This is a genomic window from Microvirga terrestris (assembly GCF_015694425.1).
GTDB lineage: Bacteria > Pseudomonadota > Alphaproteobacteria > Rhizobiales > Beijerinckiaceae > Microvirga > Microvirga terrestris.
Genome location: NZ_JADQDN010000004.1, coordinates 189,176 through 212,560, shown reverse-complemented (window position 1 = coordinate 212,560; position 23,385 = coordinate 189,176). Strand labels below are relative to the sequence as shown.

Here is a 23,385-nt window from a genome sequence, read left to right as displayed (position 1 = left end):
TGTCTTTATATGTTTTCTGAGTTCACTCGTCTTCGCCGAACCTGTTGGCGAGGAGGTCGTCGATAGCCTGCAGGCAGGCCGGCGCATCCGCTCCCTTCGCCATGACCGTGATCGTGGTGCCCTGGGCGGCCGCGAGGGTGAGCAGGCCCATGATGGAGCGTCCGCCCACGGTCTCGCCGCAGCGGGTGACGGTCACGTCGGCGTCGAAGCGCTCGACGGTCTGGACGAATTTGGCCGAAGCGCGGGCGTGCAGGCCGCGGCGGTTGATGATGGGCAGTTCACGGACCTCGGCCCCGTCAGGCACAAGAGCAGGGGGGCAATCCTCATCGCTGAGCCGGTCCATGCTGGTTACTTTCCCGAGAGGACGCGCGAGGCGATGTTGATATATTTGCGCCCCGCTTCCTGGGCATGGGATACCGCGTCGGTCAGGGGTTCCTCGTCGCGCACGCTGGCAAGCTTGATGAGCATGGGCAGGTTGATGCCGGCCACCACCTCGACGGAGCCGCCATTCATGCAGGACAGGGCCAGATTGGAGGGGGTGCCTCCGAACATGTCCGTCAAAACCACAACCCCCTGGCCCGAATTGACTCGGCACACGGCATCCATGATGTCCTTGCGCCGTGTCTCCATATCGTCATCAGGGCCGATCGTGATCGTTTCAAGCTGCTCTTGAGGCCCCACCACATGCTCAAGCGCCGCCTTGAATTCGGTCGCGAGCTGCCCGTGGGTGACGAGCACCATTCCAATCATAATGTTACAGGTCCGAACGCTCCGAGAGCGGAGCCGCTATTTTGTGCACCGCGAAGCCAAGCGCAAGAGCAATGAGAGCAAAAGTTCATCACAGTGTCACGACCGTGTCGCAAACACCACTCAGGCAGGCCACAGCAATGTCCACCGAGACTGCTCCGGCCTGCATCCGAATGCGAGGGACCATGACGCCGCAGAGGGTGACCTGCCCGTCCTGCTCGCCCGGGTAGCGGGCCAGGCTTTCGCAGAGGTCGATCACGAGGCGAATGACGGCCGCAGGCTCATGGGACTGCCGGACGATCCCGAGGCCGAACACCTCGATGCACCCGTTGAGCGGCTCGACCGGCTCGGCGACGAGCCGGCCATGCCGCGCTTCGATCCTGGTCCGGTCATCGCTGACGAGGCGCCCGAAACGGCCCGTCTGGAGAGCCCGGGACACCACTTCGCGGGCCAGCGTCGACTTGCCGGAGCCCGACGCGCCCCGGATCAGGAGGCCGGCTTCCCCGATGAGCACGCAGCCCGCATGGATGATCTGAGGATCGCTCACGGTCCGGCCTTCTCTGCCGCGCGTCTGTCGCGATCCTTGTCCTTCTTTCCCTGGTCCCTCCTGGCCCTGCCGCCCTCCACGGGAAGGCGGATGACGAAGCGGGCGCCGAGACGCCGGGGCTCTCCGCTCTCATCGGGCGGCCCAAGCCGGTTCTCGGCCCGGATCGTGCCCCGGTGCGCTTCTATGATCTGGCGGGAGATGGACAAGCCAAGTCCCGAGTTCTGGCCGAAGCCCTGCTCGGGCCGGTCGGTGTAGAAACGCTCGAAGATGCGGTCGAGCGCATCGGGCTCAATGCCGGGCCCGCCGTCCTCCACCAGGATCTCCACATCGTTCCGGCGCCGGCGCATGGAGACCCTGACGGTCTCGTCGGGTGGGGAGAAGGAGCGGGCATTGTCGAGCAGGTTGTTGAACACTTGGCCGAGGCGGCTGTCGTGGCCGAGCACCAGGAAGGCATCGCGATTTTTGGCCGCGTTCTCGATATTCAGCGTGATGAGCGCATCGTGCTCCTGGCGGCGCTCATTGGAAACCGACACCACAGCCTCGAGCAGGCGCGTCATGTCCACGGGCTCCGCATCGGCGCGGGCGAGTTCCGCATCGAGGCGTGAAGCATCCGAGATGTCGCTGATCAGCCGGTCGAGGCGCTTCACGTCATGCTGGATGATCGACAAAAGCCGTTCGCGGGAATCGTCGCTGCGGGCAAGCGGCAGAGTCTCCACTGCGCTGCGCAGGGAGGTCAGGGGATTTTTCAGCTCATGCGCCACGTCCGCCGCGAAGCTCTCGATGGCATCGATGCGGTTGTAGAGGGCCTTGGTCATGTCGCGCAGGGCACCGGACAGGTGGCCGATCTCGTCGGCGCGGGCGGTAAAGTCGGGGATCTCCTGACGTGATTTCGTGCCCCACCGCACCCGTTCCGCGGCCTCCGCCAGGCGCCGGACCGGGCCGGCGATCGCGCCGGCGAGGAACAGCGACAGCACGATCATCACGATTGCGGCCACCAGGAAGACCTGGAGCAGGGCGAAGCGTTCGGACGCGATGATGGCGTCGATGTCGCCTTCCTGGGTCGAGAGCAGGAGAGCGCCTTGCACGGTGCGGAAGCGCTGGATCGGCACGGCTACCGACACGATGGTTTCGCCGCGAGCGTTGACGCGCACCTCGCTCGCCTGCTGGCCTGCATAGGCCTGCTGCACTTCGGCCAAGGACTTGCCGTTCACCGGTCCAGCTTCTTCCTGCACCGGCCGTTTGGTGCGCCGGAACATCTTGCGGATGCTGTTCCAGGTGCGCTCCATGACGGTCATCGTGTCCTCCACGGTGGCCACCGGAGGAAGGTCCATGCGCAGGATGTCGCCGCGGGAGTAGAACGACCGGGAATCGAGCAGGAGCATGCCCTCGCGGTCGAAGATGCGGGCGCGGGTCTTGGTTGGCGTCACCAAGCGCCTCAGGAGAGGCGCGACGCGTTCCGGGTTGATGGAGAATTCGAGGGACGAGAGCGATTCGTCGTTGAAGCGCTCCGTTTCTCCGGCCTGCATCTGCAGCAGTTGGTCCGGATCAATGGTGATGGTGTTGGTCTCCACCGTGGCGGAGCCGGCAATGGCGCCGGCGATGATCTCACCCTGGGTGAGCAGGCTCTGCACCCGGGCCTCGATGAGACCCTCACGGAACTGATTGAGATAGAGGAAGCCAACGAGAAGGGCCACGAGCCCGGCCAAGTTGAGCACCACGATCCGGCGCGTCAGGCTGGACGAGGCACGCTGCACGAGCATGCGGCCGAACTGCTTCAGCCGTTCTAGGGTGCTCTGTGGAGCAGGCGGATCGTCGAAACCCGCCTCGACGTGGATGGGGTCAGCCTTCATGCCACTCGTTTAGGCACAACCCGATGGGATGAACCGGATCATGCCGTCTTTCCAGGTTGCTCGCGCTTTCAGCGTCAGGCTTCCTTGAAGCGGTAGCCCACGCCGTAGAGGGTCTCGATCATTTCGAAACTCTGGTCAACCGACTTGAACTTCTTGCGCAGGCGCTTGATGTGGCTGTCGATGGTCCTGTCGTCCACATAGACCTGATCGTCATAGGCCGCATCCATGAGCGCATTGCGGCTTTTCACCACCCCGGGACGCGTGGCGAGCGCCTGCAGGATCAGGAACTCGGTCACGGTCAGGGTGACCGGCTCGTTCTTCCAGGTGCAGGCGTGGCGCTCCGGATCCATCTTGAGTTGCCCGCGCTCCAGGGCCTTCGGATCGGCTTCCTTGGGGGCGCTCTGGTCCTTGGGAGCGAAGCGGCGCAGCACCGCCTTCACGCGCTCGACCAGCAGACGCTGGGAGAAGGGTTTGCGGATGAAGTCGTCGGCGCCCATCTTGAGGCCGAACAACTCGTCGATCTCTTCATCCTTCGAGGTCAGGAAGATCACGGGAAGGTCGGATTTCTGCCGCAGGCGGCGCAGCAGCTCCATGCCGTCCATGCGCGGCATCTTGATGTCGAAGATGGCCAGATCCGGCGGCGCGTGCTTGAGCCCGTCCAGGGCGGACGCCCCATCGGTATAGGTCTGGATGCGGTAGCCCTCCGCCTCGAGGGCGATGGAAACAGAGGTCAGGATGTTGCGATCGTCATCGACAAGGGCGATCGTTGGCATGAACTCTTCCTTAGCTTGGCACGGACGAATGTCCGCTTTTTGCCTCGTATGACAACGCAGAAGGCCCTAAAACGTCCCCAACTGCGCCTTTCTCGTGGCATAAATATGGTTTTCCCCTGGGTGTGGACCAGGGGCAGTCTTCATAGTGGGGTCTAAGGATCGCCGCTTCAACCGTGGATGAACGGCACATTACAGATCGCACAGTTTTACCCGGTGCCTCAGTGCGGAGCGCTGCCTTGAGGCTTGGGAAAGCCCACGTTTCCGCTTGGGCAGTCTGTCAATCATACGAAAGAACTCCCTAAAAGCTCGAGAATCCTTGAAAATGGGGCTGTCAGGCGTCTGGTTCTGGCAAAAATAGAATGCGATGAAACGGCTTGAGTTGACGGTCTCGTCAGCTGACCTAAAGAAGGTTCTATGTTCAAGCGAGGCGGCAAAGTTTTCGCCGCATTGTTTGAGCCATCCCATGTGACGGCCATCGGACGGCGGCACATCCGGCTGCGCGGCGACTGGCAATCAGGAGACATCTTCCGTGGAAAATATCGGCGTCTTCAACAGCGCGCAGGGCGCTGAGGTCTTTGGCCTCCGCAATCTCAAACGGGTCTACTGGAATCTCGAGGCGCCCGCACTCTACGAGCAGTCCCTGACCCGGGCTGAGACCAAGCTCGTGAAGGGCGGCGCGCTCCTGGCCGAAACCGGCGTCCATACGGGCCGGTCGCCCAAGGATAAGTTCGTGGTGCGCGACGACGCCACGGAAAGCACCGTCTGGTGGGACAACAACGGCTCCATCACCCCGGGCCATTTCGACACCCTGCTCGCCGATTTCCTCGCTCATGCCGAGGGCAAGGAGCTGTTCGCGCAGGACCTCTACGGCGGCGCCGACCCAAGCTACCGGGTCAAGGCGCGGGTTTTCACGGAATTCGCCTGGCACTCGCTCTTCATCCGCAATCTCCTGATCCGTCCCGAGCAGGGCGAGCTCGCCGATTACGTGCCGGGCCTCACCATCATCGACCTGCCGTCCTTCAAGGCCGATCCGGCCCGTCACGGCTGCCGCACGGAGACGGTGATCGCCTGCGACTTCAAGCGCAAGATCGTGCTCATCGGCGGCACGTCCTATGCGGGCGAGATGAAGAAGTCGGTCTTCACCTATCTCAACTACGTGCTGCCCTCGCAGAACGTCATGCCCATGCACTGCTCCGCCAATGTGGGCAAGGAAGGTGATGTGGCGGTGTTCTTCGGGCTCTCCGGCACCGGCAAGACCACGCTATCCAACGATCCGAACCGCATCCTGCTCGGCGATGACGAGCACGGCTGGGCCCCGAACGGCGTGTTCAACTTCGAGGGCGGCTGCTACGCCAAGACCATCCGCCTCTCCCGCGAGGCTGAGCCCGAGATCTTCGCGACCACCGAGCGCTTCGGCACGGTGCTGGAGAACGTGATCGTCGACCCAACGACGCGGATCCCCGACTTCGACGATGCGTCGCGCACGGAGAACACGCGCTGCGCCTATCCGCTCGACTTCATCCCGAACGCGAGCGCGACCGGCCGCGCGGGCATTCCGAAGAACATCGTGATGCTCACCTGCGATGCGTTCGGCGTGCTGCCCCCGATCGCCAAGCTCACGCCGGCCGAGGCCATGTATCACTTCCTCTCGGGCTACACGGCGAAAGTGGCCGGCACGGAGAAGGGCGTGAAGGATCCGGAGGCCACCTTCTCCACCTGCTTCGGCGCGCCGTTCATGCCGCGCCACCCGTCCGTCTACGGCAATCTGCTGCGCGATCTGATCGCCAAGCACCATGTGGATTGCTGGCTCGTCAATACGGGCTGGACCGGCGGCAAGTACGGGGTGGGCCGGCGCATGCCGATCCGCGTCACCCGCCGCCTGCTCACCGCAGCTTTGGATGGTTCGCTCTCCCGCGCCGATTTCCGCCGCGACCCGTATTTCGGCTTCGCCGTTCCGACCTCCGTGCCAGGCGTCGAGCCGCACATCCTGTACCCGGTCAAGACCTGGCAGAACAAGGCGGAGTTCGCCGAAACGGCCAAGCGCCTGATCGACATGTTCAACGAGAACTTCAAGCGCTTCGAGGGGCACGTGGATTCCGATGTGCGCTCCGCAGGGCCGCAGACCTCGATTGCGGCCTGAGAGAAGTTATCTCTTCCCTGAAATCGTGTAGAAGGCGGCCAGCGGCCGCCTTTTTCATGTGGTGCACCCGATGACCGAAACCCGATCCGAATTTCTGGACATCCTGTCCACGCGCCTGGGCGGCCAGCATGTCATCCGCGATGCCGCTTCCATGGAGAGCTATCTCGTCGAGGAGCGGACGCTCTATCGCGGCACCGCCCTGGCGGTCGTCCGTCCCGGCAGCACGAAGGAGGTAGCCCTCGTTGTGCGCGAATGTGCGAAGGCGGGCATCGCCATCGTGCCTCAAGGCGGCAATACGGGGCTGGTCGGCGGGGGCGTGCCGCACAATGGCATTGTTCTGTCGCTTGCGCGCCTCGACCGCATCCGCGAGGTCGACCCGTTCAACGCCACCATCACGGTCGAGGCCGGCTGCATCCTCAGGGCAGTGCAGGACGAGGCCGAGCGGGCGGATTGCCTGTTTCCCCTGTCGCTTGCCTCCGAAGGCTCTTGCCGGATCGGCGGCAACATCGCCACCAATGCGGGCGGCGTGAACGTACTGCGCTACGGCAACACCCGTGATCTCGTGCTCGGGCTCGAGGTCGTGCTGGCCGACGGGCGCATCTGGAACGGGCTCAAAGGCCTGCGCAAGGACAACATGGGCTACGACCTGAAGAATCTCTTCGTCGGGTCGGAGGGAACGCTCGGCATCGTCACGGCGGCAGTGCTGAAGCTGTTTCCGGGGCCGAAGAGCCGGACGGTGGCGCTCGTTGGCTGCGCATCGCCCCATGCGGCGCTCGACCTCTTCGACCGCCTGCGCCGGCGCACGGGCGATCAGCTCACGGCTTTCGAGTTCATGCCGCGCTTTGCGCTGGAGATCGTCCTCAAACATGCGGCCGGGGCCGTTCCTCCGCTGTCAGGCGAGCACGAGGCCTATGCCCTGATCGAGCTGTCATCACCGGATCCCGCGATCGACCTGCGCGAGCGTGCCGAGGCTGTTCTGGGTGAGGCCCTGGAGATCGGCACTATCGAGGATGCCGTCATCGCCGCGAGCGAGGCCCAGGGCGACGCGCTCTGGCATCTGCGCGAGAGTCTGTCCAATGTGCAGAGGCTTGAGGGCGGATCGATCAAGCACGATGTTGCCGTGCCCGTGTCGAGGGTGGCGGACTTCATCGTCACGGCCACCCGAGCCTGCGAGGAGGCGCTGCCCGGCGTGCGGGTCTGCGCCTTCGGGCATTTCGGCGATGGCAACATCCACTTCAACCTGAGCCAGCCCGTCGCCATGGAGAAGGCCGCGTTCCTCGCCCAGTGGGAGCGATTCAACCGCATCGTCCACGACATCGTGCATGGCATGAACGGCTCGATCTCTGCCGAGCATGGGGTGGGCCTCATCAAGCGCGACGAGCTCTTGCTCTACAAGGACCCGGTGGCCCTTGCCCTGATGCGGACCCTGAAAAGAACGCTCGACCCCCAAAACATCCTGAATCCTGGGAAGGTCTTGGCCTTGGAGGCGGATCTGCCGTCCGCTCTGCCTGTCGACTCATAGCTCCCTGGGATGAGCGGCGTGTCAGCCTTGACCTGCTGATGCCCATGCCTACGATGACATAGCCGGGCTTAAGCGTGCCGGCCAACGACGATAGGGAAGGAAGCCCCGTGGCCTCAGTCGAGATTCACAACATCCAGAAAAGCTTCGGGGCCGTATCGGTCATCCAGGGCGTGTCCTTCGATATCAAGGACGGGGAGTTCGTCACCCTCGTCGGGCCGTCCGGCTGCGGCAAGTCCACGTTGTTGCGCATGATCGCCGGGCTGGAGAACATCTCCAGCGGCGAGCTGCGCATCGGACCTCGGGTGGTCAATGACGTGCCGCCGAAAGAGCGCGACATCGCCATGGTGTTCCAGAATTACGCGCTCTATCCGCATATGACGGTCGCGGACAACATGGGCTTCTCCCTCAAGCTCAAACGGGCGTCGAAGGCCGAAATCAAGAAGCGGGTCGACCGCGCGGCCGATATCCTCGGGCTGACCAAGCTTCTCGACCGTTATCCGCGCCAGCTCTCAGGCGGCCAGCGCCAGCGCGTCGCCATGGGCCGCGCCATCGTGCGCGATCCGCAGGTCTTCCTCTTCGACGAGCCTCTGTCCAACCTCGATGCCAAGCTGCGGGTGGCCATGCGCACGGAGATCAAGGCCCTGCACCAGCGCCTCAAGACCACCACGATCTACGTGACCCACGATCAGATCGAGGCCATGACCATGGCCGACAAGATCGTGGTGATGCACGATGGCATTGTCGAGCAGATCGGCGCGCCGCTTGAGCTCTACGACCGCCCGGCCAACCTGTTCGTGGCAGGTTTCATCGGCTCGCCCGCCATGAACTTCCTCAAGGGTCACCTGCAGGGAGGCCGCTTCGTCGCCCAGGACGGCACCGCCCTGCCGGTCACCGTTCCACCTGCGGCTTCCGACGGGCAGGCTGTCGTCTACGGCATCCGGCCGGAGCATTTCATCCTCGATGAAGTCAATGGCCTGCCTGCGGAGGTCGCCGTCGTCGAGCCGACCGGATCGGAGACTCAAGTGTTTGCCAGGCTCGCCGGTACCGATGTGGTGGGCGTGTTCCGCGAGCGAGTCGACGCCCAGCCCGGCCAGCAGATCCGCATCACGCCTGATCCGAAGCTCGTGCATCTCTTCGACGAACGGACGGGCCAGCGCCTCTGATTCACGGCAGGAGGCGATCATAGACGTTCTGGTCATCGGCGCCGGTGTGGTGGGCCTCGCTGCCGCTCGGGCCCTCGCCCTGCGCGGCCACAGCGTGATCGTGGTGGAAGCTACGGGGGGCATTGGCAATGGCGTGTCCTCGCGCAACAGCGAGGTGATCCATGCGGGGATGTATTATCCGTCCGGCTCGCTGCGCGCCCGCCACTGCGTCGAAGGGCGGCGCAGGATCTATGCCTTCTGCGAAAGCCATGGCGTGCCGCATGCGAAATGCGGCAAACTTATCGTGGCCACCAACGATCTCGAACTGGCCAAGATCGAGGGCATCTACGAGCAGGGGCTGGCGAACGGCGTCGAGGGCTTGTCCTTCCTGACCGGCGAAGAGGCGCGGCAGCTTGAGCCGAACCTCTCCTGCACCGGCGCGGTGCTCTCGGGAGAGACCGGTATCATCGACAGCCACGCGCTGATGCTCGCGCTTCAGGGCGATCTGGAGGATGCCGGCGGCGTCATTGCCTTCCATGCGCCGGTTGAGCGCATCACCCGCAGCGGCAAGGGTTGGAACGTGCAGGTGAGTGGCGCTGACGCAACGGAGATTGCGGTGGATGCCGTGGTCAACGCAACCGGCCTCGGGGCTCAGGCACTTGCTCGTGTGACGGAGGGCTACCCGGCCGAGCGCGTGCCGCCGCTCGTGCTGGCCAAAGGCAATTATTTCGGCTGCCTCGGCAAGCCCGCCTTCTCGCGGCTGGTCTATCCGGCCCCTGTCGACGGCGGTCTCGGAACCCATGTGACGCTGGATCTTGCCGGCCGCATGCGATTTGGGCCTGATGTGGAATGGATCGAGCGTGAGGAATACGAAGTCGATCCGCGCCGAGCTGAGAGCTTCTACGCCTCCATTCGGCGCTACTGGCCAGGTTTGCCCAACAGCGCATTGGTGCCGGACTATGCAGGCATCCGCCCCAAGCTCACCGGGCCGGGCGAAAAGGCCGCCGATTTCACGATCGACAGTCCAGCGGAGCATGGACTGGACGGTCTCGTTCACCTCTTCGGCATCGAGAGCCCAGGACTGACGTCGTGTCTCTCGATCGCCGAGGATGTGGCGGAAAGGTTGAGTGCTTAGGATTTTTGCTGTCATTCCCGGCTCAGCTCTCACGAGCCGCCCCGGAATGACAGTAGTGAGTTTTAAGCCCTGAAGAACAGCAGCGTCAGCAGCAGGAATGTCGGGATCAGAATGGCGCCCGACCAGAGCAGGTAGCCGAAGAAGCTCGGCATCTTCACGCCGCCCTCGCGGGCGATCGCATAGACCATGAAGTTGGGTGCATTGCCAATATAGGAGTTAGCGCCCATGAACACGGCGCCGGCCGAGATTGCAGCCAGCGTCATTGCGCCTGCCGTCATCAGCTGCTGCGGGTTGCCGCCGGCGAGCTCGAAGAACACGAGATAGGTTGGCGCATTGTCGAGGAAGGACGAGAGGCCGCCTGAGAGCCAGAAATAGGCGGCGTTGTTGGCGCTGCCATCTGGGTTCGTCACGAGGGCGACGAGGGGGGCGAAGGCCCCGCTGGCGCCGGCCCGCAGCATGGCGAGTACGGGAATGATGGCGATGAAGATGCCGGCAAAGAGCTTCGCCACCTCCTTGATCGGCCCCCAGGAGAAGCCGTTCTCGGCCCGGTTGGCCTCCGAGGTGACTTTCAGCGAAACGATGGTGACGGCGATCATGATGAGATCGCGCAACGTATTGGCGAGTTCGATCTCGGTGCCGAGCACCGTCATGCGCCCCAGATCGACCGTGGCGCTCATGAGGATCGCCGCGATGATGATGAGGATCAGCAGGAAGTTGAAGCCGCCTACGACGCGCACCGGGTTGTCCGGCGTCGGGTCCGGCCGTATGTGGCCTTCCCGGCGGTAGATCACCAGATCGATCACGAAGAACAGGACGAGCAGGAGACCGCTGGCGAAGAGCGTCTCGGGAAAGAGATGCGTGGTCGTCCAGAAGAAGTCGACGCCGCGCAGGAAGCCGAGGAAGAGCGGCGGGTCGCCCAGCGGCGTCAGCGAGCCGCCGATATTCGACACCAGGAAGATGAAGAACACGATCACGTGCACGTTGTGCCGCCGGTCGTCATTCGCGCGCATCACCGGACGGATCATCACCATGGAGGCGCCGGTGGTGCCGATGAAGCTCGCCAGCACCGTGCCGATGCCGAGCAGGATCGTGTTGGTGCCTGGCGCGCCATGGATGTTGCCGCGCACGAGAATGCCGCCCGCCACCGTGAACAGGGCGAGCAGCAGCAGAATGAACGGGATGTATTCAAGAAGCGCCGTATGGGCGAGCGCATGGATCGCCGTCGTCGGTCCGAAAGCGACAGCCATGGGAACCAGCACCAGCAGGCCCCAGAGGGCTGCGATCTTGCCCTGGTGGTGCTCCCAGAAATGAGGCGCCAGCAACGGGAACAGCGCGATGGACAACAAGATGCCCACGAAGGGCAGGGCCCAGACGACCCCGAGGCTCGCGCCGTCGAACTCGGCCGCAAGGGCAACCTGAGGCAGGAGGGTCAGGGCGGCGGCGAGCGCCAAGCTCAGAGGGCGAAACATGCGGAGGGTCCCCAGCGGCCGGTGGCCGGCTCGTTCTTCAAAGATCGAGAACAGCTTGTAGGGGAACGGATTTGAGGCTGCAACGGCGTGGCCGTTAACCGGCTATTCACCATAAGTCAAAGATAGTACAACATCGTTACAAAGCCTTGCTGTGCCAGGGGGTTGCCAGCCGATGTGCCGCTTTCTCGCCTACCGGGGGGAGCCGATCTTCCTCGACGAACTCGTCTGCGCCCCGGCCCATTCGCTGGTGCACCAGTCGCTGCACGCGGTCGAGGCCAAGACCGGCACGAACGGGGACGGGTTCGGCATCGGCTGGTATGGCGAGCGCCCGGAGCCCGGCGTCTACCGGGAGGTCCGCCCCGCCTGGTCCGACGAGAACCTGCGCAGCCTGTGCGAGCAGGTGCGTTCAAAGCTCTTCTTCGCTCATGTACGCGCCTCAACCGGCACCTCGACCACGCGGGCGAACTGCCATCCCTTCACCCATGGCCGCTACCTGTTCATGCATAACGGCCAGATCGGCGGTTACGGGCGCATCAAGAGGCGCCTCGAATCTCTGATCCCGGACGAACTCTACGACCGGCGCCTCGGCACGACGGATTCGGAGGCGATCTTCCTCACGGCCCTTGCCAACGGGCTGGCCGAAGAGCCTGTGACCGCCATGGCCAGGACGCTCAAAATCGTGCGCGGCCTGATGACCGAGGCTGGGATAGAGGAAGCCCTGCGCTTCACCGCTGCCTTCACGGACGGCGAGAGCCTCTGGGCCTACCGCTGGGCCTGCGATGCCAAGCCGCCGACCCTCTATTTCCGCGAAGATAACGGCAACCTTCTGGTCGTGTCAGAGCCCATCGACGACAAGACAAAGGGCTGGCGCGAAGTGCCCAAGGGCTGCAGCCTTCTGGCCAAAGGGGGCAGCATCGCGGTGGAATGTCTGAATGAGGCCATGGGCCGGCTGGCGGCCTGACAGCCTCAGGCGTTCAGCCTGTTCATGGGCTGGGCAATCAGCGACTGCAGCGCGCCTCTCAATGCTTCCATCTGCAGGTCGGTCTCTGCCTGAATAACGCTTTCATCCGGTGCGTGAAGGGCCCGCAGGCGCGCGTTCTCGGCCTCGAGCCGCTCGTTTTCCGCCATGAGGATCGCCACCTTTTCCTGAGCGATGCGAAGGCGGGCCTGCGCGTCGTTGCGCTCTTCCTCGCGCAGCTGTGCGCGGTCGCGCCAGAGGCGGGCGGCAACACTGCCTGCTTCATCACTCATGGCCGGCTCCTCACAGAATCGACGGGTCGTTGGGAAGCGCGATCCTAGAGGCCAGGTCTTAATCGATCGTTGGTGACCGGATGGGGAGCTATGGCTCAAGAACGGGGATGGCCGCGACACTCTCGCCCGACAATGCCAGCCTTGCATGGCGTTCATGGGCCTGCTCGACCCAGTCGGCCGCGATGGACTGGTTGAGAAAGAAGGGTATCAGGCGGCCCTCGTCATGAGCTTTCAGGAACTCTGCCAGAGCTGCGTGCTCGATCCGCCTGTCCTGCGCGGTCTGCAGGCTTTCGGCCCGATCCTCCGAGTGCTCCTCGGCCAGGAAGAAATAGGCTGGAGCATAGCCGGGATGTTCCTTGATGAAGGCAATGAGCCTCGCCTTGCGCTCCGCGCCGTCGAACTGCAGGGCATGGACCAGGGCCGTCGCGCGGGTCGGAACATCCTCATTCAACTCGGCATAGACCTGCCGGGCGATGAACCGCCCTTCGTGGGCCCGCACCAGTGCCGCATAGCGCAGATGCGGATCAACGAATTCAAGGCCCATCCGGGCCAGAGTGTAATATGCGCGATGTGCCCCGATGGACTCGCCTTTCGCCTCAAGGAGCAGGGCGTTGTGATACAGGCCGGGCGCGGAATGCGGATCGTCGATCTGTCCTCCTCTTTGCACAAGCCCTGAGAAGGCCTCAATCGGATTGGTGGGCAGCAGGAGCGTCTGAGCACTCTGCTGGACCGGACGCAGAATCCCGGCTTCGGCTGTCAGTAGGTCCATCGGCCTTGAAGGCTGGTCCTGGGAGACAAGCCCGCCTGCGCCTACGAGGACGATGAGGCAGGCGCTTGCCAAAACCAGGGTGGACATGGCCGGGGTCCGCAGAGAAGAGCGCTGCGGATCCAACGGGATAGCTGCATCCGGGCCGGGGATCGCAAAAGCATGGACCGGGAAGGGGATGTTCTTAACCTGCCGCTCGCCGATGTCGACGAAGGGGACGGCGATATGACCGGAGACGGCCTCATGCACGGCTCGCGAGAGGCAGATGCCTCCCGGCGCAGCCAGAGTCTCCAGCCGGGCCGCGATGTTGACGGCCATCCCGAGGAGATCGTCCTGGCGCTCGACCACCTCGCCCACCGAGATGCCGATGCGGAACCTCACCCGCTTGTTCGGCGCAGAGGGAAGGTTCTGGGCCCTCATGTAATCCTGGATGTCGATGGCCGTACGCGTGGCCTCCACGGCGCTGTCGAACTCGCACATGATCGAGTCCCCGGCCGTGTTGAAGACGCGCCCACCATGATGGGTGACAAAGTCATCCAAGACGTTGCGATAGGATGCGAGCTGCTGCAGCGTTCCGTCCTCATCCTCCGCGATGAGCCGGGAGAAGCCCACGATGTCTGCAGCGAGAATGGCAGCCACCTTCCGCTTCATGGGCGGCCTTTGCGGCGCATGAAGGCTTCAGAGCGAAGCTGTGATGGTCCCCTACATCCCGGCAAGATGAGGCCCCGTTGTTTATATGTTACAATATAGCGCCTGCCGAAGAGGAAGGAAAGAGGCTCCTCCGGAATTGTTATTGGCCAGGCCCGTCCCGAACTCCCGCCTTAACCATCCAGTTCAGGATAGCGCCGAAAGATGCCTTCCTCGTTGAAGGGAATACGCCGTGGGCTTGCGAGGTAAGATTTGATCCGTGATCTTTCCGCTACGGCGATACGCAGGGCTGCGACACGGGGCGCTTTCTTCAAGGCACGCTTCGTGGCTTTGGGGAATGCGTAAGACAAGCCCTCGACAGCCTGAAAGAGAGACAGGTCGACATAGGTGAGCGATTTGCCGACGAGATGCGCGGATCCGGCCGGATTGCGGGCGAGGATCGTTTCGAACCAGTTCAAGAATTTTGGAATGCGGTCATCCCGGAACTCCTGCGCCCGTCGGAGCGCCTCCACTTTCTGGTCCTCGTAATACAGGCTGATACCCACCGGGTGATGAGTGTCGTGCGCCTCCGCCACGACATCACTGAGCGTGAGCTGGATCTGATGCGTCCACAGGCCTCCGGCCGGATCCTTCGGGGCGAGGCCGTGGCGGGCGCCGAGATAGAGCAGGATCGCGGCCGTCTGGCCGATGACGGTCTCGCCGTCCTTCAGGAAAGGCGGCGCGAAGGGCGGATGATCCACGCGCTCCATCATGCGCATCATAACGGCAAGGCCCTCGGATTCCCGCGCTACGTCGGTGTAGTCGGCGCCCGCTTCCTCAAGCGCCAGTCGCACGAACTCGCCGCGCCCCTGGATCGTGGGCCAATAGTAGAGTTCGTAGGCCATCATATGGCTCCTGAATCGGTCATAAGGATGAGCGATTAAAGCCGGCTTGCGCGAGGAGTTCCTTCTTCAATCCATCGTGACCGGGTGCACAGGACGTCCCGTCTGTGCGAAAGAGTCGATATTCGCCAGGGTGATTTCGGAGATGTTGGTGAGCGCCTCCTGGGTGAAGAAGGCTTGGTGGCCGGTTAACAGCACGTTCGGAAAGGTGAGGAGGCGTGCGAACAGGTCGTCTCGGATGATCTCAGCGGAATGGTCACGGAAGAACAGTTCGCTCTCTTCCTCGTAAACGTCGAGAGCAAGGCTGCCGATCGCGCCGCTCTTCAACCCGGCGATGACTGCGTGAGTGTCGATGACGCTCCCGCGGCTGGTATTCACCAGCATCACACCAGGACGACAAGTGCTGATCGCGGCCTTGTCGATGAAATGATGAGTCTCTGGGGTCAGCGGGCAATGGAGCGTGATAATGTGGGATTGACCCAGAAGCTCTGCCTTCGAAACGTAGCGGGCTCCCAGAGCCTCTACATCGGGATTCGGGTAAGGATCGAAGGCGAGACAATGGCAGCCGAAACCCTGGAGAATGCGCAGCACGACTTGGCCGATCTTGCCCGTGCCGATCACCCCGACGGTCTTGCCATGGAGATCGAAGCCGAGCAGCCCCTCGAGGGAGAAGTTGCCCTCACGCACGCGGTTATAGGCCCGGTGAGTCTTGCGGTTCAGCGTGAGGATGAGGGCAAGGGTATGCTCGGCGACCGCGTGGGGCGAGTAGGCCGGCACTCGCGCGATCATGATTCCGTTTGCGCTCGCTGCCTTGAGATCTACATTGTTGAAGCCGGCGCAGCGAAGAGCGATCAGGCGCACTCCATTCTTGGCAAGGTGTGCAAGACAGCGGGCATCGAGGGTATCGTTGACGAAGGCGCACACTGCTTGGGCCTCTCCGGCCAGCGGTGCAGTCGCTGCAGAGAGGCTTGGCTCGTAATAGTCGAGCTCATGGCGATGAGCGTTGGCCGCGTCGAGAAAGCGGCGGTCGTAGGAGGTGGTGCTGAACACGGCAACGCGCATGGGAGCCTCCTGATAGAGCCTGCTCTTGGCGAGACAGTCTCATTCTAGCGCCTTCTCGCACGGAGGGTATCTAATTTCGTGCGGGCGTGTCTTGCGCTGCAAGACCGAGCAGCGCTTCACCCTCAAGACGAAGGTGCCGGTGGGAAAGATCGCGCATGCCGATGGACTCATAAAAGCGAAGTGCCGGGCGATCTTCCTCAACGAAGAGTTCGATCCGCTCCCAGCCTCTCTCCCGAGCCGTTTGCGCCACAGCCGCCATCAGCCGTCGCGCTGCACCCGACCGTCTTTCCGGCGGGGAGACATAAAGTGCGTGCACGATTCCCATCGGCTTGCCACGCCAGCCTGCATAACCGCGAAAGAATGAGACGAACCCGATGGGCCTCTCCGCGCGTTCGGCGATAAAGGCTTCGAAGAGTGGGTCGGGTCCGAAACCATCATTCCGAAGGCGCTCCGGGGATGTCCATGGAGCCTGCCCGGGCAGATGATCGTCGACCAATCCGGCCATGAAGCGGAAGATGGTTTCAGCGTCGCCAATGACAGCCTTTCGGATATTGAGTTCCAAAGCTGTCATGGCGAGCTTAATGTGCCTCGTCCCAGTTCTGCGCGGCTCGTGCGTCCACTGCGAGCGGCACCTTCAGCGACACGGCCGGGAAGGGGGCTTCCGTCATGACGCGGGAGATCACCGGCAGGCTGGCCTCGACCTCGTCGTCGGGCACCTCGAACACCAGTTCGTCATGCACCTGCAGCAGCATGCGGGCGGAGAGGCGCTCGGCTTTGAGCGCATCCTCCATGCGGATCATGGCACGGCGGATGATGTCGGCAGCGGTGCCCTGGATCGGTGCGTTGATCGCCTGACGCTCCACGCCCGCGCGCTCGGACGGGTTGCCGGACCGGATCTGCGGGTAGTGGCAGATGCGCCCGAACAGCGTGGTCACGTAAGTCTTCTCGCGCACGAATTTCTTCGTGTCGTCGATATAGGTGCGGATGCCCGGAAAACGCTCGAAATACTGCTTGATGAAAGCCGAGGCTTCCTGGTTGCCGATGCCCAGACGAACGGCCAGGCCGAAGGCCGAGATGCCGTAGATGATGCCGAAATTGATGGTCTTGGCCTGACGGCGCAGGTCCGACGTCATCTGGTCGAGCGGCACGCCGAACATGGCAGACGCCGTCGCCGCGTGAATGTCGACGCCGTTGGCGAAGGCCTCCTGCAATTGCGGAATGTCGGCGATGTGGGCGAGCAGGCGCAGCTCGATCTGGCTGTAATCCGCCGAAATGATCTTGTGGCCTTCCTGCGCCACGAAGGCCTTGCGGATCTTGCGGCCCGCTTCCGTGCGGATCGGGATGTTCTGCAGGTTCGGATCCGACGAGGACAGGCGCCCCGTCGTGGTGGAGGCCAGCGAGAACGAGGTATGAACCCGCTTGGTCTCAGGGTTCATGTGCTCCTGCAGTGTGTCCGTATAAGTGGACTTCAGCTTGGAGAGTTGGCGCCATTCGAGGATCTTGGCCGGCAGCTCGTGGCCGGCCTGCGCCAATTCGTCGAGAAGCGTCGCGGGTGTAGCCCACTGACCAGAGGGCGTCTTCTTTGCGCCGGGCAGGCCCATGCGGCCGAACAGGATGTCGCCGATTTGCTTCGGTGAGCCGAGCGAGAATTTTTCGCCCGCCATCTCGTGAATCTCGTCTTCGAGGCGCGCGAGAGACTGCGAGAAATCGCCCGAGAGGCGGCTGAGGATCTGCCGGTCGACCATGATGCCGCGCATCTCCATGCGGGCGAGCACGTCCACCATCGGGCGCTCCAGCGTCTCGTAGACGGTGGCGCGGCGCTCGGCGACGAGGCGGGGCTTAAGCACGTGCCAGAGCCGCAGCGTGACATCCGCATCCTCGGCCGCATAGGCCGTGGCTTTGCCGATCTCGACTTTGTCGAAGGTCACCTTGTTCCGGCCCGTGCCGGCCACATCCGAGAAGGTGATCGGCGAGTGGCCGAGATGCCGGCGCGAGAGCTCGTCCATGCCGTGCGAGCCCTTGCCCGCATCGAGCACGTAGGAAATCAGCATGGTGTCGTCGTAGGGCTGCACCTCGATGCCGTGGCGCTTGAACACGATCCAATCGTATTTCATGTTCTGGCCCACTTTAAGAACGGACGAGTCCTCCAGCATCGGGCGGATCGCATCGAGCGCGTCGGTGACGGGGATCTGCCCCTTCACGAGGCCGCCGCCGAAGAGATCGGATTCGTCCCGGTGCTGCAGCGGAACGTAGCAGGCCTTGCCCGGCGCCAGCGCCAGGGAGAAGCCAACGATGTCCGCGCGGTTGGCGTCGAGATCGCTCGTCTCAGTATCGACCGCCACATGGCCCTGCTCGCGGGCGAGCGCCACCCATTCCTTCAGGCGCTCCAGGCTGGTGACGGTCTCGTAGGCCGTCACGTCGATGGGCACGGAAGAGGCTTCCGTCGCGCGCTTTCCGGCTAGTTGCGACGGCGTGCCGAGGCCCTCGACGGGTTTGCGGAGCGTCGCGGTCTCCGGCAGGTCGAGGCCCGCAAAGGGATCGACCTCGCCCGAGGACGCATCGGCCTTCTCGAAGAACGGCACCGCATCGTCGGTGGGAGCCGTCACGCCGGTGCCGGTCCAGCGGATCGCCTCGCCGCCTGGCATCAGGCGCGGGTCGGGTGGGATCGCCGAGGGGTCGGCCTCATAGAGCTCTGCCACGCGGCGCGTAATCGTGTTGAACTCCATGGCCTTGAGGAAGCCCACCAGCGTCTTCGGATCGGGGTCCGGCACGCGCAGCTCGTCGAGCGGCACCGGCACGGGCGCTTCGCAATCGAGCGTCACCAGCTTCTTGGACAGGCGCGCGATCTCCGCGTTGGCAATCAGGCTCTCGCGGCGCTTGGGCTGCTTGATCTCGGGCGCGCGCTCCAGCAGCGTTTCGAGATCGCCGTATTCCTTGATGAGCTGGGCTGCGGTCTTCAGCCCGATGCCGGGCACGCCCGGCACGTTGTCCGAACTGTCGCCCATGAGCGCCAGCACGTCGCCGATCTTGTCCGGCGGGATACCCTCCCACTTCTCGATCACGGCGGCCTCGTCCAGATTGCGCTCGGGCCGGTAGCCCGGCTTGCCCTTGGAGCCGGACTCGAAATCGTAGAAGCACACCTTTGGCCCTACGAGCTGCATCAGATCCTTGTCGGACGAGATGATGAGCACGTCCGCCCCGCGCGCCTTCGCCTGCTGGGTATAGGTCGCGATGAGATCGTCCGCCTCGTAGCGCTGCAGCTCCACCGGCTCGAGCCCAAAGGCGCGGATCGCCTCGCGCATGATCGGCATCTGGACCTTCAGGTCCTCCGGCGCGTCCGGCCGGTGGCCCTTGTAGTCCTCGTAGAGCTCCTTGCGGAACGAGCCCTCGGACTTGTCGAGCACGATGGCCAGATGCGTGGGCTTCAACCCCGCCGCCCCGTCGCGCATGAACTGGAGCAGCTTGGACACGAAAAGCCGCACGGCCCCCGTGGGCATCCCGTCCGAGGAGCGGGAATTGTACTTCTGGTCCTGGTTCATGGACTGGAAATAGGCCCGGAAGATGAAGGACGAACCGTCGACGAGAAACACATGATCGCCGGCTTGGACAGGACGGGAGGACGAAGGCATCGGGTCTCGGGGGCTTTGGGGCTGCTCTACAGAGGAAGAAATAGCGGGTCCGGGGGCGGATGGCTATGGCGTCGGCGGACCGAGCGTCTCTGTGAGCTGTCAGACCCGATCCGGGGCAGGGTGCCGCTGAGGCCGGATCGCGTCTCACTCCGGAGCGGTAGATTTAGGTGGCGATGGATAAGGAGTCTTTCTTCAGAAAAGTCTTTGAAATCAGATACTATTTCCCCATGACGTAACGAGACTCGATCTTTCGCAGGTGCTCTCAAGCTTTACCTTGTGCGTCAACGCACATGAGCACCCCTTTACAAGCTATAACCTTGCATTAAGTGTGGCCACTGCATATTACAACATCACAAGGGCCGCCATGTGATTCCATCGCTGGGCAGGTCACGACATTAGCAAGTTTGGGAGAGATTGATGGCTATCGACGTTTGGAAACCAGAACATTGGGTTCGTGCCGTAGACACTTCCGTAAACAGGGCGAATGTGACGTCTCTCGCAAATGGTGGCTATGTCATCGGCTGGCGTGAGGGCAATATTATCAAGCTCCAGATCTTCGACGGAGCGGGAAACCCGTCCGGTGGGGTCTTCCCGATCGATGCAGGTTCGACGGCCAACCAGACTTACCTCAATATCCAAGCCGCCGGGAGCGACGGCAGTTTCGTCGTAACCTGGACGGAAGTGGATACTCCTTCTGGCGGCTCTACCAGTTACGACGTCAAGGCGCGGGTGTTCAAGCCGAACGCGGCTGGTGTATTCACGCCAGGCAATATCCATACAGTCTCGGAAAATGGCACGGCAGAGCAGACCGTCAACGCAGCGTTGGCAACGCGGCCGGAGGGCGGCTTCGTCAGCGCCTACATGCAGGGATCGAGCATCGTCTTTGCAATGCATGGTGAGGACGGTCAGAAGCTGACCAACGGAACGTTGACCGTCGATACGGGCGTCAACCCAGAAGTGACACGGATCAGGCCTAACAAATACGTCGTCTCGTATAGCGAAGCCGGCGAAATCCATTTCCGTATCATCAATACGTCCAGCGGCAGCCCCGTTTTCGAGGGGGCAGAGGGCACTGCGGGTGCGGGGTTCAGAGGGGAGGTCGTTGCCATCTTGGATCCCAATGGGATTCCAAACGGAAAGTTCACGGTCGTTAGTTACACAACTGTGAGCCACCCATCCCCGACGGGGAACTGGGAAAAGATCGTCTTCACCACACACAACGAAGATGGAACTGTTCAACGCCAATCCACCAAAATTACTGATTGGGCTACTGGCTCCGAAGATATCATGAACGTCACGGCGCTGCGTGGCGGTCGCTTCGCCGTAACATATACCGGCTCGAAGGCGGACGACGGCCGCCTGTCAGAATATGAATTCATTATGTTGAAAATTGTGGAGGCCGATGGGTCCGTATCGGCTCCCTTTGTCCTCAGCGCCAAAGACGACCAATCTTTTCCCACGATCAGCGAAATGGCGGATGGTCGCCTCGTTGCGACATGGCAGGACTGGACGCGGGGGAACAGCGCTATCGCTTCAAAGATCGTCGATCCGCGCATCGCGGGCGTGACGGTCAACGGTACGGAAGGTGCCGATATCTATTATGGGACGAACATCGTAGACAAAGTGGATCGCCTGAATGGGTATGCCGGGACGGATTCACTTTATGGCGGTGCCGGAGATGACTTCCTGGACGGTGGCGCTGGGGCGGATCGTCTCGATGGTGGAACAGGCTACAATTGGGCTTCTTACAGCACTGCCGCGGTGATTGGCACTTCAGAAGGAGTGACGGTCAACCTCAATAACACATCCGAGAACAGGAGCGAGGCTATCGGTGATCAGTACATCAACATTCATGCCCTGGAGGGTTCGAATTTCGATGACAAACTGACCGGCTACGCCACTGTCGGCACGGCTCTCAACGGTGGAGAGGGCGCTGATACGCTGATCGGCGGCACGGGGAACGATGACCTCATTGGAAGTAACGGCGACGATATCCTGATCGGTGGCGGGGGAGACGATGGCTACTTTGCAGGCCAGGGCACCGACACCGTCAGCTATGAGAATGCCAAAGCCGGCATTGCCCTTTACCTCGTCGATTGGGACAAGAACAAAGGCGATGCCGCCGGCGATCGCTTTGATTATAGTGAGATCGAAATCTATGTCGGCACTGCTTTCAATGACGTGATGTCTGCCTATGAAGATCAAAAGAGCGATATTTTCTACGGCGGCAAGGGACAGGACATTCTTCTGGGACGAGTCGGTAGCGATGAGCTCTATGGCGAGGACGGGGACGACACTCTGGATGGCGGCGAAGGCGGCGACGTCCTCGATGGCGGGGCCGGCTTCAACTATGCGACATACGAGACACATGGTAACGGCGTGAGGGCCGATCTTTCCGGCGGGGCTGGTACGGGTCAAGCTTCAGGTGACACTTACGTTAACATCCAGGGGCTGATCGGCGGCGCAGGCAACGACACGCTCATCGGCAGTGACACGAGCGAAGTGAACGTGCTGATTGGCGGCGCAGGGGCGGACCGTCTCGATGGCCTTGGAGGTCACGATGTCGCCAGCTACATCACCTCTGGTAAGGGTCTTGAGATCAATCTCGCGAACACAAGCCTGAGCTCGGATGATGCGAGAAACGACACCTATATCGGGATCGACGCTTGGGACGGTTCGAACTACGCCGATACAATCTCCGGCCGCGAGGTGAATGACGAAATCTACGGCAAGGACGGTGCGGATCGCATCTCCGGTCTCGGAGGCCATGACCACCTGCAGGGCGATGGCGGCAACGACACGCTGATCGGTGGTGCCGGCAACGACACGCTGGTGGGCGGCGCCGGCATGAACACGGGCGTGTTCTCCGGCGCGTTTGGGGATTACACGATCACCCGCTCCGGCAATACCGTCACGGTCGCTCATAAGAGCGGTACCGACACCGATACGCTGACGAATGTCCGCCAGCTTGAGTTTGCCGGCGGCGTGAAGCAGTTCATCAACGAAGCACCCACAGGGCTGTCGCTGTCGAACAATGTCATGGTCGAGAACGCGCCGGTGCGGGCCGTGGTGGGCACGCTGGCGGCCACGGATGCCGATGGCGATGTGCTCACCTACAGCCTCGCAGCCGGCTCGAGCGGTGCCTTTGCCATCGAGGGCAACAGCCTGGTGGTGGCCAGCCCGCTCGACTTCGAGACCAGGCCCCTGCACTCGTTGACCATCGTGGCCAGCGACGCCTATGGCGGCACCACGAGCCTGAACGTGAACATCTCCGTGGCCAACTTCACGGGCGAGACGACGCCGTTCACGATCCGCGGCACCTCACGGGCGGATGCGCTGCGCGGTGAGGCTGGCAACGACACGATCTACGGCAGCACCGGCAACGATACGCTGTATGGTGAGGCTGGCAACGACCGGATCTTTAGCGGGACTGGCAATGACCGGCTGTATGGCGGCTCGGGCAAGGACACCTTCGTGTTCGACACCCGGCTGAGCAAGAGCACCAACGTAGATCGGGTCTACGACTTCAGGTCTGCGGACGACAGCTTCTATCTCGACAACAAGTACTTCACCAAGCTGGGCTCCGGCTCGTTGTCGAAGCCGAAGAAGTTCAAGGCGGACATGTTCGTGGAGGGCCGGAAGGCACAGGATGCCGAGGACCGGATCGTCTACGACAAGAATACCGGCAAGCTGTATTACGACCAGGACGGCACCGGCTCCAAGGCGCAGATCCAGATCGCTACCATCTCCAACAAGACGAAGCTCTACTACCACGACTTCTACGTGATCTAAACGGACGTGAATGGATCGAGCATGGGCCGCC

18 protein-coding genes are annotated in these 23,385 nt (G+C 62.7%); 6 read left to right on the top strand and 12 right to left on the bottom strand.

Annotated elements, in window-relative coordinates:
* Positions 1-22: 22 nt before the first annotated feature.
* The 5 genes from I2H36_RS10115 to I2H36_RS10095 form a co-directional block, all read right to left on the bottom strand.
* Entirely contained in the window at positions 23-343 is a 321-nt protein-coding gene (locus tag I2H36_RS10115; protein WP_196263764.1) for an HPr family phosphocarrier protein, read from the bottom strand.
* 5 nt (positions 344-348) lie between these two features.
* The gene (locus tag I2H36_RS10110; protein ID WP_183451906.1) at positions 349-750 is read right to left on the bottom strand and encodes a PTS sugar transporter subunit IIA; all 402 of its coding nucleotides are present in this window, start codon (positions 748-750) and stop codon (positions 349-351) included.
* A gap of 88 nt (positions 751-838) precedes the next feature.
* Positions 839-1,294, bottom strand: a complete 456-nt coding sequence (locus I2H36_RS10105; protein WP_196263763.1) for a serine/threonine protein kinase — start codon at positions 1,292-1,294, stop codon at positions 839-841.
* On the bottom strand, positions 1,291-3,144 hold the full coding sequence (locus I2H36_RS10100; RefSeq protein WP_196263762.1) for a sensor histidine kinase: 1,854 nt from the start codon (positions 3,142-3,144) through the stop codon (positions 1,291-1,293). The genes I2H36_RS10105 and I2H36_RS10100 overlap by 4 nt, the downstream gene beginning before the upstream one ends.
* A gap of 74 nt (positions 3,145-3,218) precedes the next feature.
* Positions 3,219-3,917 carry a response regulator transcription factor gene (locus tag I2H36_RS10095; RefSeq protein ID WP_190845168.1) on the bottom strand — a complete coding sequence of 233 codons (699 nt, stop codon included), beginning with the start codon at positions 3,915-3,917 and terminating at the stop codon, positions 3,219-3,221.
* Between the two features lie 529 nt (positions 3,918-4,446).
* On the opposite strand from I2H36_RS10095, the gene I2H36_RS10090 reads away from it, so the two are divergent.
* The 4 genes from I2H36_RS10090 to I2H36_RS10075 all read left to right on the top strand — a co-directional run bounded on the left by I2H36_RS10090 (position 4,447) and on the right by I2H36_RS10075 (position 9,856).
* The gene (locus tag I2H36_RS10090) at positions 4,447-6,057 is read left to right on the top strand and encodes a phosphoenolpyruvate carboxykinase (protein ID WP_196263761.1); all 1,611 of its coding nucleotides are present in this window, start codon (positions 4,447-4,449) and stop codon (positions 6,055-6,057) included.
* Positions 6,058-6,127: 70 nt separating this feature from the next.
* On the top strand, positions 6,128-7,579 hold the full coding sequence (locus I2H36_RS10085) for an FAD-binding oxidoreductase (RefSeq protein ID WP_196263760.1): 1,452 nt from the start codon (positions 6,128-6,130) through the stop codon (positions 7,577-7,579).
* A gap of 107 nt (positions 7,580-7,686) precedes the next feature.
* Positions 7,687-8,742: a sn-glycerol-3-phosphate ABC transporter ATP-binding protein UgpC gene (locus I2H36_RS10080; RefSeq protein WP_196263759.1), complete on the top strand. Its 1,056-nt coding sequence runs from the start codon at positions 7,687-7,689 to the stop codon at positions 8,740-8,742.
* Between the two features lie 19 nt (positions 8,743-8,761).
* Positions 8,762-9,856: an FAD-dependent oxidoreductase gene (locus tag I2H36_RS10075; protein WP_196263961.1), complete on the top strand. Its 1,095-nt coding sequence runs from the start codon at positions 8,762-8,764 to the stop codon at positions 9,854-9,856.
* Between the two features lie 62 nt (positions 9,857-9,918).
* Here I2H36_RS10075 and I2H36_RS10070 read toward each other — a convergent pair whose 3' ends face one another.
* Positions 9,919-11,325, bottom strand: a complete 1,407-nt coding sequence (locus I2H36_RS10070) for a sodium:proton antiporter (protein WP_196263758.1) — start codon at positions 11,323-11,325, stop codon at positions 9,919-9,921.
* Positions 11,326-11,497: 172 nt separating this feature from the next.
* Between I2H36_RS10070 and I2H36_RS10065 the strand changes: the two genes are divergently transcribed.
* On the top strand, positions 11,498-12,286 hold the full coding sequence (locus tag I2H36_RS10065) for a class II glutamine amidotransferase (RefSeq protein ID WP_196263757.1): 789 nt from the start codon (positions 11,498-11,500) through the stop codon (positions 12,284-12,286).
* 5 nt (positions 12,287-12,291) lie between these two features.
* Here the strand turns inward: I2H36_RS10065 and I2H36_RS10060 are convergent, their stop codons facing one another.
* The 6 genes from I2H36_RS10060 to polA form a co-directional block, all read right to left on the bottom strand.
* A complete protein-coding gene (locus tag I2H36_RS10060; protein WP_196263756.1) occupies positions 12,292-12,576 on the bottom strand; it encodes a hypothetical protein in 285 nt (94 codons plus the stop codon).
* Between the two features lie 88 nt (positions 12,577-12,664).
* Positions 12,665-13,981, bottom strand: a complete 1,317-nt coding sequence (locus tag I2H36_RS10055; protein ID WP_425523298.1) for an adenylate/guanylate cyclase domain-containing protein — start codon at positions 13,979-13,981, stop codon at positions 12,665-12,667.
* Positions 13,982-14,163: 182 nt separating this feature from the next.
* On the bottom strand, positions 14,164-14,874 hold the full coding sequence (locus I2H36_RS10050; protein WP_196263960.1) for a glutathione S-transferase: 711 nt from the start codon (positions 14,872-14,874) through the stop codon (positions 14,164-14,166).
* A 66-nt stretch (positions 14,875-14,940) separates the two neighbouring features.
* Positions 14,941-15,933: a 2-hydroxyacid dehydrogenase gene (locus tag I2H36_RS10045; RefSeq protein WP_196263754.1), complete on the bottom strand. Its 993-nt coding sequence runs from the start codon at positions 15,931-15,933 to the stop codon at positions 14,941-14,943.
* Between the two features lie 70 nt (positions 15,934-16,003).
* Positions 16,004-16,504 (bottom strand): GNAT family N-acetyltransferase, encoded by a 501-nt coding sequence (locus I2H36_RS10040; RefSeq protein ID WP_196263753.1) that lies wholly within the window; start codon positions 16,502-16,504, stop codon positions 16,004-16,006.
* 7 nt (positions 16,505-16,511) lie between these two features.
* Entirely contained in the window at positions 16,512-19,562 is a 3,051-nt protein-coding gene (gene polA, locus I2H36_RS10035) for a DNA polymerase I (protein WP_196263752.1), read from the bottom strand.
* Between the two features lie 486 nt (positions 19,563-20,048).
* Between polA and I2H36_RS10030 the strand changes: the two genes are divergently transcribed.
* A complete protein-coding gene (locus I2H36_RS10030) occupies positions 20,049-23,354 on the top strand; it encodes a cadherin domain-containing protein (RefSeq protein ID WP_196263751.1) in 3,306 nt (1,101 codons plus the stop codon).
* The last annotated feature ends 31 nt before the right edge of the window (positions 23,355-23,385 follow it).

Excerpts from the sequence above, each read along its gene's own strand:
- I2H36_RS10040 (WP_196263753.1), bottom strand. The coding sequence starts at position 16,504 with ATGACAGCTTTGGAACTCAATATCCGAAAGGCTGTCATTGGCGACGCT.
- I2H36_RS10085 (WP_196263760.1), top strand. The coding sequence starts at position 6,128 with ATGACCGAAACCCGATCCGAATTTCTGGACATCCTGTCCACGCGCCTG.
- I2H36_RS10060 (WP_196263756.1), bottom strand. The coding sequence starts at position 12,576 with ATGAGTGATGAAGCAGGCAGTGTTGCCGCCCGCCTCTGGCGCGACCGC.
- I2H36_RS10100 (WP_196263762.1), bottom strand. The coding sequence starts at position 3,144 with ATGAAGGCTGACCCCATCCACGTCGAGGCGGGTTTCGACGATCCGCCT.
- I2H36_RS10065 (WP_196263757.1), top strand. The coding sequence starts at position 11,498 with ATGTGCCGCTTTCTCGCCTACCGGGGGGAGCCGATCTTCCTCGACGAA.
- polA (WP_196263752.1), bottom strand. The coding sequence starts at position 19,562 with ATGCCTTCGTCCTCCCGTCCTGTCCAAGCCGGCGATCATGTGTTTCTC.
- I2H36_RS10050 (WP_196263960.1), bottom strand. The coding sequence starts at position 14,874 with ATGGCCTACGAACTCTACTATTGGCCCACGATCCAGGGGCGCGGCGAG.
- I2H36_RS10095 (WP_190845168.1), bottom strand. The coding sequence starts at position 3,917 with ATGCCAACGATCGCCCTTGTCGATGACGATCGCAACATCCTGACCTCT.
- I2H36_RS10045 (WP_196263754.1), bottom strand. The coding sequence starts at position 15,933 with ATGCGCGTTGCCGTGTTCAGCACCACCTCCTACGACCGCCGCTTTCTC.
- I2H36_RS10110 (WP_183451906.1), bottom strand. The coding sequence starts at position 750 with ATGATTGGAATGGTGCTCGTCACCCACGGGCAGCTCGCGACCGAATTC.
- I2H36_RS10070 (WP_196263758.1), bottom strand. The coding sequence starts at position 11,325 with ATGTTTCGCCCTCTGAGCTTGGCGCTCGCCGCCGCCCTGACCCTCCTG.
- I2H36_RS10115 (WP_196263764.1), bottom strand. The coding sequence starts at position 343 with ATGGACCGGCTCAGCGATGAGGATTGCCCCCCTGCTCTTGTGCCTGAC.